Consider the following 13,576-nt stretch of genomic DNA (forward strand, 5'->3'; position numbering starts at 1 on the left):
TTTGTACCTGGTACACGCTATTTTTGAGGATAAATGAACTAGTCTCCATGACCCCATCACCATCAATCCCCCCGAACTGCTACAGTCCTTATCTTAAAAATAAAATAGTAATACTTATACACAATGATCAAACCCAGAATCACCTTTACCATCAAGCTATCCGATAAAATCAGCGGTATGAGAATCATGATGTCTGAAAAAATCAGCAGCGTAACCTTCTGGCGCAGTGTCATGGATCGATGACGAATAAAACCCTCTAAATGCTTGTTATATACACTGGTTCCTTTAAACCAGACCTCAAATCGTTCGGATCCCCTTACAAAGAAAAAGGATGCTAACAACAAAAGTGGAGTCGTTGGTATGAGAGGCAGCACGATGCCTACAACCCCGATTCCCATAAATAACAAACCTACTAATATAAAAATTATTTTCTTAATTTTGTTTATTACGGACACTCCTTCTTTACCCTTCATTCCTTCTCTATTCTATTCATGATAAAAGAAGCTGGCAAGGAACAAAAAAAAGAAGCTGACTCTGGTGGAGTATACGCTCACACCATTGTCAGATCCCCTCTTCTATTCATTCTCCCTATTCTCTTTTCCCTTCGACTCCAATACCTTCATAAAATAGGCCGTCGGGAGCAGCAATCCGATGGCTGCCTCAAGCAGTGCAAAGAATCGGATATGGCCTGTCGGGATATAATCTCCGTACCCGACGGACAGGATCGTCACGCCGCTATAATAGAGATAATTGAGAAATGAATGCTCTACCGGCTTGCCACTGGGTGAACTGACACGCAGCATCGGATTCTCAAATGACAGGACATAATAGAGTACAGCAAATGCAATCATGATACTGAAAAGTACGAAAAACAGCTTATAAAAAAGCGTTGTACTAAAATAACTGTATTTGAAATGCTTATCCTTAAAGAAATAGATTAAGTTTACCAGGATGAAAATGATGGCTCCGATTGTAACGATGCTTGCCAAAACGTTATGAATCCTCCTCTTAAATGTACTATGTTTCATATACCACGTGTTGTATGTTTAAAACTCATCTATAGTAGATTCTCATCTCCCCTTGTACAAACCCATCAACTCTTTTATTCTAGTAATAATAGAATTTTCCGAAAAGAAGGAACCCATGATGAAAAAGTTCTCACTTCAATCTAAGATTATCGTTATTGTATTAGCACTTCTTTCGATTTTGATTTTATCCCTGTCGATTATTTTCTTTAGAATGTTATCCGACACGCTGACGGATTTGAAAGGAAAGCAAGCCTTGGCGGTGGCACAGTCTGTATCCAAGATGCCTGCTGTCATCGAAGCCTTTAAGACGAATCAGCCGGAAGAGATCATCCAGCCTCTGGTAGAAGATATTCGAAAAGAAACAGGGGCCACCTTTATTGTTGTAGGCAATAGAGACTCTGTCCGATACTCTCACCCCATGCCTGAACGTCTCGGTAAAAAGATGGTCGGTGGAGACAATGAAAGAGCCTTGATAAGGGGTGAATCTTATGTTTCTCATGCAAGGGGATCATTAGGACCATCTGTAAGAGGAAAGGTTCCTATAAGAAACGCCCAAAACGAAATCATCGGGGTAGTGTCAGTCGGATTTCTTGAAGACAGTATCCACGACATCGTCATTCCCTATCGTACTAAGGTACTGATACTCGTCACCGTCATCCTATTAATTGGAGTCATAGGTTCATTTTTCATCGGGAAAGGAATCAAAAAGGCGATCTTCGGTTTGGAGCCTGCTGAAATTGCCATGCAGTTCAAGGAAAAGCGTGCCATCATCGAATCGGTCCGGGAAGGAATCATTGCAATCGACCAACATGGATCGATTACAGAAATAAATGCTAGAGCTCACAGTATACTGGCTCTTGATCATCAATCCTCCAATAGGGGAAGACACATTCTAGAAGTCATTCCCGATACGAAAATGATGGATGTACTGGAAACGCGAGAAAGCCGGCTGGATGATGAGATTTCATTAAATCATCATGACCTGATCGTCAACAGGCTTCCTATTTTTGAAGAGGAAAAGATCGTCGGAGTGGTTGCCAGCTTCAGGAGGAAGGATGAAATCGATCAGCTTACTAAAGAACTGTCCCAGGTTCAAGAGTATGCAGGTATATTGCGCTCACAGACCCATGAATACAGAAATAAACTGAATACGATTGCTGGTCTCATTCAACTTCATCACCATGAAGAGGCATTAGCCCTCATACAGGAGGAATCCTCTGGATATGAAGACTTAATTCAATTTCTATTGAAAGCGGTTCCTGATCCTGTCCTGGCAGGCCTGATCATTGGAAAATATAATCGGTCCCAAGAGTTGAAAGTCTCGTTCACGATTCATCCTGACAGCTCCATTACAACACCACTTATAGATGTACAGCAGGAAAAACTGATTACCATCATTGGGAACATTCTTGATAATGCCTTTGAAGAAGTCTTATCCCAGCCACTGCACAACAGGCGGGTTCAATTGTTTATGACTGATTTAGGTAATGATTTTATTTTCGAAATAGAAGACAGTGGTGCGGGAATCCTGGATATAGGTTCAATATTTGAAAGAGGCTATTCTACAAAAGCCGGCAAAGACAGGGGCATCGGTCTTCACCTGGTGCAACGAAGTGTGGAGCATCTGAACGGCTACATGACAGTGGAAAATAGTGAACTAGGGGGCGCTTTGTTTACGATTAGTATTCCAAAGCAACATTAGGGGGAGAAAGTATTGCGTAAGTGGAACGTATTCATTATAGAAGATGATATTCAAACAGCTGAGATCAACAGTCAGTACATTGCTCAAATGGAAAGATTTCAGGTAGGCGGGATCGCCACTACCATTGCAGAAGCCAAAAAAGTCTTACCTGTTGTTAATCCTGATTTAATCTTACTTGACGTCTACTTTCCTGATGGAACCGGCAGTGAATTTCTATGGGAGATCAGAAAGCATTACCGCAACACAGATGTCATCCTCGTCACAGCAGCAAAGGAAACCGAACATATTTCCAATGCCATCCGTGGAGGGGCATTCGATTATATCCTGAAACCCATTATCTTTAACCGATTTCAGGATACCCTATTAAAATATCAACAGTATAAAGAGAGAATGAATGATTCTCAAGTAGAAAATCAACATGAGGTGGACACTTTATTTAATAGAAAGAAAAGTACGAGAAATATTCAAACCGTCCAGCAACCCCCGAAAGGGATCGATACGATTACATTGGAATCCATACTCAAAAGGATAGGAACCGATCACAGCCGGGGCTATACGGCTGAGGAAATGGCAGGGGAAGTCGGCGTGACCCGAACAACGGCCAGGCGCTATCTGGAGTATCTTGTTTCCCAAAAGAAAATCAAAGTGGAGCTTACCTATGGAGGTGTCGGGAGACCTCAGAGAAAATATTTCTTTCAAGAATAAGAGAAAAGCAGTGAGGCATTGGGGGCTTCACTGCTTTTCTATTAATCATGCTTCTTTCTTCAAATCTTGACTTTCCGTGGCCTTCCCTCTTCTCGTTAAACCTAAAATCGTAGGGAGCACAAGTGAAAGGAATGAAACGACCAGTAAACCTATGGTGATATTACTTTGAAAAAACACACCGTAAGATCCGTTTGAGATCGTCATCGCCTGTCTGAAGGATTGCTCCATCATCCCTCCCAATATAAACGCGAGAATAAACGGAGGCGCAGGGAATTTATACATTTTCAACAAATAGCCTAACACGCCAAATCCTACAAGCAAGTACAGATGGAACGTGTTAAAGCTGACTGCGTATACCCCTATTAAACAGAACACAATGATCAATGCGATCAACAGCTGCTTCGGAATATATAAGATTTTTGCCAGTACCGGGATGAGCGGTAAGTTAAGTACCAATAGAAATAGATTTCCGATATACATACTTGCAATGACTCCCCAGAATACGTCCGGGTGATCCTGAAGCATCAATGGCCCCGGCTGCACTCCTACAACAAGTAAAGCACCCAATAGTACAGCAGTGGTTCCAGAACCTGGTATCCCTAATGTTAACAAGGGAACGAATGCCCCGCTTGTCGCAGCATTATTGGAGGTTTCAGGAGCGGCCAGCCCCTTGATATTCCCTTTTCCAAAAGAAGATGGATCTTTGGATAAACGTTTCTCTGAAATATAGGAAAGGAATGAAGCGATCGTTGCCCCTGCTCCAGGTAGGACTCCCAAAATAAAGCCAAGGACGGAATGACGGCCAATCGGGCCTGCCATCTCCTTTAATTCCTGCTTCTCAAGCCTTAAACTGCCAACAGCACTCTTCCCTTTCAATGTATTTTCATTCCTTGAGATAATTAACTGACAAACCTCGGAAAGTGCAAATAATCCTAAAGCAATAATCAGAAAGTCGATCCCCTCTAATAAACCAGGGTTCCCGAATGTGAAACGCTGTGTACCTGTTTGCTGATCAATCCCGACAGTTGCGATGATCAATCCAAGCGTCGCCGAGATCAGTGCTTTATTGGTGGACCCTTCAGATAAGCTGGATATTGCTGTCAGTCCCAGAAGCATTAGAGCGAAATACTCAGTAGGCCCAAACGTAATGGCAAGCTTGGCCATATAAGGAGCGACCAGCATAAGTGCCACCACACTTATTGTTCCACCAGCAAAGGACGATATGGCGGCTATGGCGAGTGCTTTGCCTGCCTTCCCCTGCTTTGCCATGGGATATCCGTCAAATGCTGTTGCCACTGTCCCTGAAATTCCAGGGGCATTTAATAGAATAGAAGAAGTCGAGCCGCCAAACACGGCACCATAATAAACCCCTGCCATCAGGATCAAGGCGGAAGCCGGAGACATCCCATAACTAAGAGGAATCATAATCGCAATGGCGCTGATCGGACCCAATCCCGGCAGCATCCCGATAATCGTACCAGCCAATACCCCGATAAATGCGAAAAATAAATTTTCCGGGGTGAAAGCTACTTGAAATCCATATAATATACTTTCAATCATGCCCGTCACCTCCTAAAAGGGTAGAATCCCCTGTGGTAATGTAATATTGAGTAAATAGTTAAATGAATAATACATGATGCCTGAAAATAGAAAGGCTACTAGTACCGTAGTTAGCTTCTTTTTGAATCCTAAAACAAACGGGATGACTAACAAAAATAGAATAGTAGATACTAAAAATCCGAGCGGTTCCAGTAAAAAAATATATACAAGCAATGCTCCTAATACTGATAACAATATGATGACATCTTCTTTTTTTACATAACGTCTTTTCTTATCTTCTTCTGTATCATCCTTCGCCTGGAAGAACAAAACAACCGCCAAAATAATGAGCAGGAATCCAAGCCCCTTCGGAAGGACGTCACTATCGATGATGGCGTATGGAAATTTGGTAAGCTGAAAGCTGAGAGCTAAATAGATTCCAGCAAAAACTAGTAAAAGTAATGAGATGATTCGATCTGGTTTGGTTCTCATGTGATTCACTCCTAATCAAGAAAAGGAAGGAGCAGATGTTTCTGCTCCAGACCCCATTATTTTTTCAAGCCGATTTCCTCCATTAATGCTTCAATTTCTTTGTACTCTTCATCCAGGAAGGTACTGAACTCTTCTGAAGACATGTAATTGTCGGTCCAGCCAAACTTGTCCCGCATTTCCTTCCATTGATCCGTTTCAATCATGTCTTTAAACGCTTTCTCATAGTAAGCAACGGCATCGGGATCCATATCCTTTGGACCTAAGAATCCACGCCACACAACAAATTCATCATCAATTCCTTGTTCTTTTAACGTCGGGAAATCTGAAACCGTTTCTCCTTCCAAACGCTCGGGAGCTGTAATTGCCAGAACCTTCACCTTGCCTGCACGGGCTTGTTCAGAAGCTTCCGCCAGGCCAGTCGAGTATACATCCACTTTTCCTCCGAGTAGCATGCTCATTCCAGATCCGTCTTGAGCGGAAACATATTTCAGCTTTTTAACATCTACCCCTGCTGCTTTAACTGCCTTAACGAACTGCATGTGATCCATGCTCCCCGGTGAAGAAACCCCTACAATGGATACTGATGTCGGATCCTTTTTTAATGCATCGACAAGATCATTCATCGTATCGTAAGGTGAATCCGCGTCTACAACAAAGGCTGCATAGTCAGCGATCACCCCTGCTATAGGTGTGAAGTCTTTGTGAGACAATGTCGACTGTCCATTAAGGGGAACAAAGAAGATCGGTGGAGACGTGACGAACATCGTGTGATTATCCCCTTTTTTACTATCAATATATGACCAGCCGACAGAGCCCCCGCCACCTGGTTTATTGACTACAGCCATACGCTCTTCAATGATTTTCTGTTCTTCCATTACCTTTGAAACGGTCCTGGCCGTCGTATCCCAACCTCCTCCGGCACCTGCTGGAGCCACGACTTCAATTGGTTTAGACGGACTCCATTCCCCATCACTCTCAGAATTACTTGCAGAATTCGACCCTCCGCATGCCGTGGTGACAACTAGTAAACTTGATAAAATAATAGCCATAATACCTGTTTTCATTTTCATCAACATTTCCCCCTTTGAATATTGTTGGTAACGCTTTCATTATAGAAAATTCAGAAACTTAATAAAATAAATCGTAAATAAACGGCAAAAGGAACTTTGTGGGTATATTGTTTATAAAGTTCACGGAATTGACTTCTGTCTTATTTATCAGCTAAAACTAATTAAACCCTTTCGAAAAACCCACATATGATAAAGCAACTTCTTTATATTGAGAAAGGTGAGAGCGATGTTTAATCAACCATTCAGTATGTACAGACCGATACACGGAGGCGGAGGGCATGCAAGCTGGGGCAATGGGCACGGGCACGCCACTTGGGGACACGGAACAAGTTGGAACCAGGGAGGAAATTGGAATCACGGAGGCAACTGGGGTTATCATCCAGGATTCGCTGCAGGAACGGTTACAGGATTGGCTGTAGGGGCTGCTGCTTCACCGGGTCCTTATCCTGTACCGGTTCCAGCTTATCCTTACGCATATCCGTACCCTTACCCCTATCCACCTCCCTACCCGCAACCTTAATAAATGATAAATGACAAAACCGATAGAGGTTGGAACAAAAGTGTTTTAGTATAAGAAAAACCCGAACGATTCTGCTTTCTAACAGACAGATTTGTTCGGGTTTTTTATTTATTTTCGGTACATTTGATTTTAGCCCTTTCCAGCGGTTGATTGGAGTGCAAGACGAAGACTCCTGCGGGAAAAGTAGCTTATGTGAGACTTGTCCAGCTATAGGGCTTAGAGGCAAATGTCATAAGTCTGATCGTCCATGAAGGCAAAGAACGCCTTCAAGGTCGCTCCGCCTTATGCCAACCGCCTCTGGCGAAGCCCCTCCGCTATTCTAACCGCAGGCTTGCCGAGGAGGCTCACGAGCTACCCGCGGAAAGCGTAGTCTTGCACGGAAATCATTAGCGGTATTAAGAACCTACACTTGTTTTTTAGTTTTGTCGCATCCTTTTTCGTTATATGTGTACGATCCTTCATTGATTAAATAGTATCAGCACAAATTGGAAATATTTATCTTAGAAATAATAGCCGTTCAAAATTCCATCAATTGTGATACTATAGATAAGTTAGTGTTTCGTTCATAGTTTAGTAGAATCAAGGAGGAACTGAATATGGATTTCTTATTTCCACTTGGACTTGCCATCTCATCCGGAGCCATCATTGCACTATTGAAAATCATTGCAATTGATATCATACTGTCCGGGGATAACGCGATTGTCATCGCTATGGCAACGAGAGGGTTACCGAAAGAACATCAAAACAGAGCGATTTTCTGGGGAACAGCAGGAGCTGTCATCCTGCGCATTTTCTTTGCTGCCATTATTGTTTACTTATTAAAAATTCCTTATGTTCATCTGATCGGCGGGGTCCTTCTTTTATGGATCGCCTATAAAGTACTGGTTGAAGGTGAAGAAGAAACCAATATTAAATCTCACACCGGCCTTAGACAAGCCATCACGACCATCATTATCGCAGATGCTGTCATGAGCCTTGATAATGTGGTGGCCGTGGCGGGTGCAGCAAATGGACATATGGGTATGATTGCCCTGGGCGTATTCATTTCGATTCCGATTATGATATTCGGATCAAAGGCGATTGTTAGAGTACTTGAAAAATATCGATGGATTGCCTATCTGGGTGCAGGAATTCTAGCATTTACAGCAGGTGAAATGATTGTTAGAGACGAGAAATTCTTAAATTTACTTAATATCCATCATGGTCCTGTTACGTATTTGATCACAATCGGTCTTACGGTTGCGGTTCTACTCATCGGATACTTAGTAAATAAGAAATCTGCTTCACCCCACAATAAAAACGTAGAACAATATAATGCTTAACTCCAAAAGATGCTTACATTTGTAGGCATCTTTTTTGTGAGGGACGGACCTCTTATCCAGCTATTGATTGGAAGAATGTGATAAGGACGGACCTTCATAAAAAATGAAGGTCCGTCCCTCTTTTCATTTCATCATCTGCCTGACCAGTTCTTTATTTCTCTTCTTGAATACTTCGTTATGGGAAGAGACCATGGCGACTTTATTTGCTTCAGGTTGAATGAATTGCTTTGCTTTATTGACTGCGTTGGCAGCGTCCTGGAATGCTCCTGCAATCAAGTTCACCTTTCCATCGTGTTTCAAGATGTCACCCGCTGCGTAAAGACCTTCGATCGATGATTCGCTGGTTGTCGTACCGGCTATGTAATACTGGTCCATCATGTCGATATTCAATGAACTATTTTTAAGCAGGGATGTATCTATTTCATACCCATGATTAATGATTACCTCATCAATGGGTAAATAGGAAACCTCTCCTGACTGATGATTGGTCAGTTGAACCTTTTCAATGGATTCGTGATTGGCGGCTGCAATCAGCTTGGTAATCGATGTGTTGAGCAGGCAGGAGGCCGAACTGTTCATGAGCTGGGCACATTGAGCTTCGTGTCCGTTCAATGCTTCCTTCCGGTAGGCAACATACACTTTCTTCGCTACGGGTTCTAATTCATTTGCCCAATCGATGGCTGAGTTCCCCCCACCTGATATGATGACGGTCTTATCTTTAAACCTTTTTAATGACTTGACAGTGTAATTTAAATTAGAAACTTCAAATCGTTCTGCCCCTTCGATATCAAGCTTCTGAGGATTGATGATTCCGCTTCCCACTGCGATGATGACCGTTTTTGAGTAGTGCTTTTCACCTGATGAACCTTCTAATATAAAGATACCTTCTTCATTACGTGTAATGGATTCAACTTTTTCGTTCAAGACGACGGTGGGATCGAAAGTCAATCCTTGTTGAACAAGCTGCTCAATTAATTTAGCCCCGGGAATCGGAGTGAGCCCCCCTACATCCCAAATCATTTTCTCAGGATACACATGTATCTTTCCACCTAATGATGGTTGAAACTCGATGATCTTTGTTTTCATTTCTCTAAGTCCACTATAGAAAGCTGAGTAAAGTCCCGCTGGACCTCCCCCTATGACTGTCACATCAAATAGTTCATGATTATCCATTTCCGTCCACTCCTTGAGTAACCAAGATATAATTGATTATCATTCTCAATTACATCCTACATCTTTATTAATGCTTTGACAATATAAATTTCTATTGACATTAGTAAAAAAGGATTATAGTATTTAAATTGTTCGAGATTGAGAATCATTATCACTTTACTAATCTATAAACGGAGGTCTTAAAATGGTCCGCCTCTATACAAACGAATTAAACATTGGCTACGGTGAACGCCTCATCGTGAAAAACTTAAGCGTGAACATCCCTGATAAAAAAATCACAACGATCATCGGTTCGAATGGTTGTGGAAAATCGACTTTACTGAAAGCGATTACCCGCATCATCCCCCATCATTCCGGTAACGTCCTGTTAGATGGTGAAAACATTTTTAAAGGCAATACAAAGGAATTAGCGAAGAAGATGGCGATTCTTCCGCAAACCCCCGAAAGTGCCAGTGGACTGACGGTAGGAGAATTGGTTTCATATGGTCGTTTCCCTCATCAAAAAGGAATGGGCCGTCTATCGAAGAAAGATTATGATGTCATCAACTGGGCGCTTGAAGTGACAGGTACCCTGGAGTTTAAGTACAGGGAAGTCGATGCCTTATCAGGCGGTCAAAGACAACGCGTCTGGATTGCCATGGCTCTCGCACAGGAAACAGATATCATCTTCCTTGATGAACCGACTACATATTTAGATATGGCTCACCAGCTGGAAGTACTTGAACTTCTACAGAAGCTGAATAGAGAACAGGAACGCACCATTGTGATGGTCCTCCATGATTTAAATCAAGCTGCACGATTTGCCGACTATATCGTTGCTCTAAAAGAAGGAGAAATCGTGAAAGCCGGAAATTGTGAGGAAGTCATCACCCATGAGGTCCTGAAAAAAGTATTTCAAATCGATGCTGAGATCGGTAGAGACCCTCGAACAAACAAGCCAATGTGTTACACATATAATCTACTAAAAGGAGAAGATCAACATGAAGAAATGGCTCATCCCGTTTACTCTGCTGTTAGTGCTGCTCGTTAGTGCCTGCGGCAACAGCTCTACGAAAGAAGAAGGCTCGGATTCAAAAGAAAAGGAAGGTAAATCTTCTGATACCATCACCTATCAATCAGAAAATGGACCTGTTGAAGTACCGGCAGATCCACAGCGCGTAGTCGTACTATCTTCATTTGCCGGTAACGTCATGGCACTTGATGTGAATGTTGTAGGTGTAGACTCATGGTCAAAAATGAATCCTCGTTGGGATAAGGAATTAAAAGATGTGGAAGAAGTAACCGACGAAAGCTTGGAGAAAATCATTGAGCTTGATCCTGATCTAATCATCGGTCTATCCAATATTAAAAATGTCGATAAGTTAAATGAAATTGCTCCTACTGTTACATACACTTATGGAAAAGTAGACTACTTAACGCAGCACATCGAAATTGGAAAACTACTAAATAAAGAAAAAGAAGCGACAGAATGGGTGGATGACTTTAAGAAGCGTGCCCAGACTGCAGGAGAAGACATCAAAGCGAAAATTGGAGAAGATACAACCGTTTCCGTTATTGAAAGTTTCAATAAGCAATTATACGTATATGGAAACAATTGGGGTCGTGGTACCGAGATCCTTTATCAGGAAATGGACCTGAAGATGCCTGAAAAAGTAAAAGAACAAGCGTTGGAACCTGGATATTTCGCTCTTTCAACAGAGGTTATGCCTGATTATGCCGGAGATTATCTGATTATAAGCAAAGATCCGAAAGCAGATAACTCATTCTTGGAAACAGAGACATACAAAAACATTCCTGCTGTTAAGAACAACCAAGTATATGAAGTGAACATGATGGAATTCTACTTTAATGATCCATTAACCCTGGATTACCAGTTGGATTTCTTCAAAGAGAAATTTCTAGGCAACTAATTCGTAAAGGGGATTCTTATCACAAGAATTCCCTTTCTTTCTACTCCACTAAAGAAAAGATGATCGATTATGAAAACACAAAATCAGCGAATTCCATTTTTCTATAAATTGATTGGGTCCCTTCTCCTATTTGTTGCTGCTTTTCTGGTATCTGTCGTGTTTGGTGCTGCAGAGACAACAGTGAAGGACGTATGGCTCGCATTGACTCCAGCCGGTGACGGAGATAAGGTGACCATCCTGCGGGAGATACGCTTCCCTAGAGAGGTTGCCGCCATTGTGGTAGGAGCTTCTTTAGCCGTCTCAGGAGCCATCATGCAGGGCATGACGCGAAATCCCCTTGCAGACCCGGGGTTACTTGGATTGACCGCGGGAGCAAACGCTGCATTGGCCGTTGCTCTTGCCTTTTTTCCTTCCATCAGCTACTACGGCATTATGATTGCTTGTTTCATCGGCTCTGCTGTAGGGGCATTGTTGGTATTCGGCATCAGCTCAATGAAACGGGGCGGCTTCTCCCCCTTTAGAATTGTATTGGCCGGTGCTGCCGTTTCCGCCTTTTTATTTGCCATTTCTGAAGGAATCGGTCTTTACTTTAAGCTTTCCAAAGATGTGTCAATGTGGACGGCCGGTGGAATGATCGGGACAACGTGGAACCAGCTTCAAGTGATTGTTCCATTTATTTTAATCGGTATCGTGGTTTCAATCTTTTTATCCAGACAACTAACCATACTAAGTTTAAATGAGGATGTTGCCGTCGGATTGGGTCAACGTACTGCTTTTGTGAAAACCATCCTCTTTATCGTGATCGTTCTACTTGCAGGCGCTGCCGTTGCCCTTGTCGGGAATATGGTATTCATCGGCTTGATGATCCCCCATATTGTCCGGGCTGTGGTTGGGACGGATTACCGCTTCATCATCCCCATATCCACCCTGTTTGGAGCAACATTCATGCTGCTCGCGGATACGCTCGGCCGAACAATCAACGCCCCTTACGAAACACCTGTGGCAGCGATTGTCGCGATGATGGGCTTACCTTTCTTCCTATTTATCGTACGTAAAGGAGGGAAAGGCTTCTGATGATACATCCGGATTTGATCAAAAAACAACGATTACTTCTTATTGGACTACTAATCCTTATCGCAGCAACCATATTTATTAGTATTGGACTGGGCTATTCTTCTGTTTCCTATGATCGTCTAGTTCCTACTATTATAGGTGAAGGGTCATTTAAAGAAGAATTCATCCTATTTTCCATTCGTTTACCAAGAATCATCATTACGATTTTAGCCGGGATGGCCCTGGCGCTTTCCGGCTCCATTTTACAAAGTATCACACGAAATGACTTAGCGGATCCAGGTATTATCGGAATCAATTCCGGGGCAGGGGTTTCCATTGCCATCTTCTTTTTATTTTTCCCGATAGACGCCGGTTCATTTGCGTATCTGCTGCCAGTTGTGGCTTTCGCAGGTGCTCTTCTTACAGCCTGCCTCATCTATATGTTTTCGTATAGTAAGCGTAATGGGATTCAGCCTGTCAGATTAGTCTTAGTAGGGGTCGGATTCTCCATGGCACTGTCGGGGCTCATGATTATTCTTATCTCCAGTGCCGAACGGGCAAAAGTGGATTTCATTGCCATGTGGCTGGCGGGGAATATCTGGGGGTCAGACTGGCCGTTCATCTGGGCGCTTCTACCATGGCTCTTGATTCTGATTCCATTTGCACTCTATAAATCTCAGATGCTGAATCTTCTGGGATTAAGTGAACCTGTCTCTGTCGGCGTAGGAGTTTCCATCAATCGTGAACGTTTCATCATGCTGATGGTAGCTGTTGCCTTAGCCGCATCAGCTGTTTCCGTTACAGGTGGAATCGCCTTTATCGGATTAATGGCCCCCCACATCGCCAAAGCATTGGTCGGACCACGCAATCAAATGTTCATCCCGATTGCCATACTGCTGGGAGGCTGGCTATTATTACTCGCTGACACAGTCGGTCGTAATATCCTGGAACCCAATGGCATCCCAGCCGGGATCATGATTGCTTTGATCGGGGCTCCTTATTTCATGTATTTGTTATTGAAAAAATAAGAACGAAATAAAGAAAGGTACCGGACTCTCCGGT

General features: G+C 42.8%; 14 protein-coding genes. 8 read left to right on the forward strand and 6 right to left on the reverse strand.

All coding sequences use genetic code 11. The annotated features are described in order from the left end of the window. Nucleotides 1-62: 62 nt before the first annotated feature. Nucleotides 63-473 carry a YbaN family protein gene (locus DET59_RS12950; protein WP_181778148.1) on the reverse strand — a complete coding sequence of 137 codons (411 nt, stop codon included), beginning with the start codon at nt 471-473 and terminating at the stop codon, nt 63-65. A gap of 102 nt (nt 474-575) precedes the next feature. After that, a complete protein-coding gene (locus tag DET59_RS12955; protein ID WP_113970075.1) occupies nt 576-989 on the reverse strand; it encodes a potassium channel family protein in 414 nt (137 codons plus the stop codon). Nucleotides 990-1,146: 157 nt separating this feature from the next. On the opposite strand from DET59_RS12955, the gene DET59_RS12960 reads away from it, so the two are divergent. Both DET59_RS12960 and DET59_RS12965 read left to right on the forward strand, forming a co-directional pair. Then, nucleotides 1,147-2,730, forward strand: coding sequence for an ATP-binding protein (locus DET59_RS12960; protein WP_181778150.1), 1,584 nt, complete (start codon nt 1,147-1,149; stop codon nt 2,728-2,730). Between the two features lie 12 nt (nt 2,731-2,742). Next, nucleotides 2,743-3,435 (forward strand): response regulator, encoded by a 693-nt coding sequence (locus DET59_RS12965; protein ID WP_113970077.1) that lies wholly within the window; start codon nt 2,743-2,745, stop codon nt 3,433-3,435. A gap of 45 nt (nt 3,436-3,480) precedes the next feature. Here the strand turns inward: DET59_RS12965 and DET59_RS12970 are convergent, their stop codons facing one another. From DET59_RS12970 to DET59_RS12980, 3 genes are read right to left on the reverse strand one after another with little or no spacing between them, the layout of a single operon-like run. Continuing rightward, on the reverse strand, nt 3,481-4,995 hold the full coding sequence (locus tag DET59_RS12970; protein ID WP_113970078.1) for a tripartite tricarboxylate transporter permease: 1,515 nt from the start codon (nt 4,993-4,995) through the stop codon (nt 3,481-3,483). 12 nt (nt 4,996-5,007) lie between these two features. Beyond that, a complete protein-coding gene (locus DET59_RS12975) occupies nt 5,008-5,466 on the reverse strand; it encodes a tripartite tricarboxylate transporter TctB family protein (protein ID WP_113970079.1) in 459 nt (152 codons plus the stop codon). Between the two features lie 56 nt (nt 5,467-5,522). Next, a complete protein-coding gene (locus DET59_RS12980; RefSeq protein WP_397540942.1) occupies nt 5,523-6,536 on the reverse strand; it encodes a tripartite tricarboxylate transporter substrate binding protein in 1,014 nt (337 codons plus the stop codon). Between the two features lie 226 nt (nt 6,537-6,762). On the opposite strand from DET59_RS12980, the gene DET59_RS12985 reads away from it, so the two are divergent. Both DET59_RS12985 and DET59_RS12990 read left to right on the forward strand, forming a co-directional pair. Continuing rightward, nucleotides 6,763-7,056 carry a hypothetical protein gene (locus DET59_RS12985; RefSeq protein ID WP_113970080.1) on the forward strand — a complete coding sequence of 98 codons (294 nt, stop codon included), beginning with the start codon at nt 6,763-6,765 and terminating at the stop codon, nt 7,054-7,056. A 596-nt stretch (nt 7,057-7,652) separates the two neighbouring features. Then, the gene (locus DET59_RS12990; RefSeq protein WP_113970081.1) at nt 7,653-8,378 is read left to right on the forward strand and encodes a TerC family protein; all 726 of its coding nucleotides are present in this window, start codon (nt 7,653-7,655) and stop codon (nt 8,376-8,378) included. 123 nt (nt 8,379-8,501) lie between these two features. Here DET59_RS12990 and DET59_RS12995 read toward each other — a convergent pair whose 3' ends face one another. Then, nucleotides 8,502-9,551: an NAD(P)/FAD-dependent oxidoreductase gene (locus DET59_RS12995; RefSeq protein WP_113970082.1), complete on the reverse strand. Its 1,050-nt coding sequence runs from the start codon at nt 9,549-9,551 to the stop codon at nt 8,502-8,504. 184 nt (nt 9,552-9,735) lie between these two features. On the opposite strand from DET59_RS12995, the gene DET59_RS13000 reads away from it, so the two are divergent. The 4 genes from DET59_RS13000 to DET59_RS13015 all read left to right on the forward strand — a co-directional run bounded on the left by DET59_RS13000 (nt 9,736) and on the right by DET59_RS13015 (nt 13,542). Then, nucleotides 9,736-10,581, forward strand: coding sequence for an ABC transporter ATP-binding protein (locus DET59_RS13000; RefSeq protein ID WP_113970083.1), 846 nt, complete (start codon nt 9,736-9,738; stop codon nt 10,579-10,581). Then, entirely contained in the window at nt 10,532-11,461 is a 930-nt protein-coding gene (locus tag DET59_RS13005) for an iron-hydroxamate ABC transporter substrate-binding protein (RefSeq protein WP_113970084.1), read from the forward strand. Before DET59_RS13000 ends, DET59_RS13005 begins: the two co-directional genes overlap by 50 nt. 69 nt (nt 11,462-11,530) lie before the next feature. After that, nucleotides 11,531-12,535 carry a FecCD family ABC transporter permease gene (locus DET59_RS13010; RefSeq protein WP_113970085.1) on the forward strand — a complete coding sequence of 335 codons (1,005 nt, stop codon included), beginning with the start codon at nt 11,531-11,533 and terminating at the stop codon, nt 12,533-12,535. After that, entirely contained in the window at nt 12,535-13,542 is a 1,008-nt protein-coding gene (locus tag DET59_RS13015; protein ID WP_113970086.1) for a FecCD family ABC transporter permease, read from the forward strand. Before DET59_RS13010 ends, DET59_RS13015 begins: the two co-directional genes overlap by 1 nt. Nucleotides 13,543-13,576: the final 34 nt, after the last annotated feature.

Origin of the sequence: Rossellomorea aquimaris, assembly GCF_003315075.1 — a bacterium.
Classification (GTDB): domain Bacteria; phylum Bacillota; class Bacilli; order Bacillales; family Bacillaceae_B; genus Rossellomorea; species Rossellomorea aquimaris_C.

Excerpts from the sequence above, each read along its gene's own strand:
- DET59_RS12950 (WP_181778148.1), bottom strand. The coding sequence starts at position 473 with ATGAAGGGTAAAGAAGGAGTGTCCGTAATAAACAAAATTAAGAAAATA.
- DET59_RS12960 (WP_181778150.1), top strand. The coding sequence starts at position 1,147 with ATGAAAAAGTTCTCACTTCAATCTAAGATTATCGTTATTGTATTAGCA.
- DET59_RS12970 (WP_113970078.1), bottom strand. The coding sequence starts at position 4,995 with ATGATTGAAAGTATATTATATGGATTTCAAGTAGCTTTCACCCCGGAA.
- DET59_RS12975 (WP_113970079.1), bottom strand. The coding sequence starts at position 5,466 with ATGAGAACCAAACCAGATCGAATCATCTCATTACTTTTACTAGTTTTT.
- DET59_RS12980 (WP_397540942.1), bottom strand. The coding sequence starts at position 6,536 with ATGAAAATGAAAACAGGTATTATGGCTATTATTTTATCAAGTTTACTA.
- DET59_RS12985 (WP_113970080.1), top strand. The coding sequence starts at position 6,763 with ATGTTTAATCAACCATTCAGTATGTACAGACCGATACACGGAGGCGGA.
- DET59_RS12990 (WP_113970081.1), top strand. The coding sequence starts at position 7,653 with ATGGATTTCTTATTTCCACTTGGACTTGCCATCTCATCCGGAGCCATC.
- DET59_RS12995 (WP_113970082.1), bottom strand. The coding sequence starts at position 9,551 with ATGGATAATCATGAACTATTTGATGTGACAGTCATAGGGGGAGGTCCA.
- DET59_RS13000 (WP_113970083.1), top strand. The coding sequence starts at position 9,736 with ATGGTCCGCCTCTATACAAACGAATTAAACATTGGCTACGGTGAACGC.
- DET59_RS13005 (WP_113970084.1), top strand. The coding sequence starts at position 10,532 with ATGAAGAAATGGCTCATCCCGTTTACTCTGCTGTTAGTGCTGCTCGTT.
- DET59_RS13010 (WP_113970085.1), top strand. The coding sequence starts at position 11,531 with ATGAAAACACAAAATCAGCGAATTCCATTTTTCTATAAATTGATTGGG.
- DET59_RS13015 (WP_113970086.1), top strand. The coding sequence starts at position 12,535 with ATGATACATCCGGATTTGATCAAAAAACAACGATTACTTCTTATTGGA.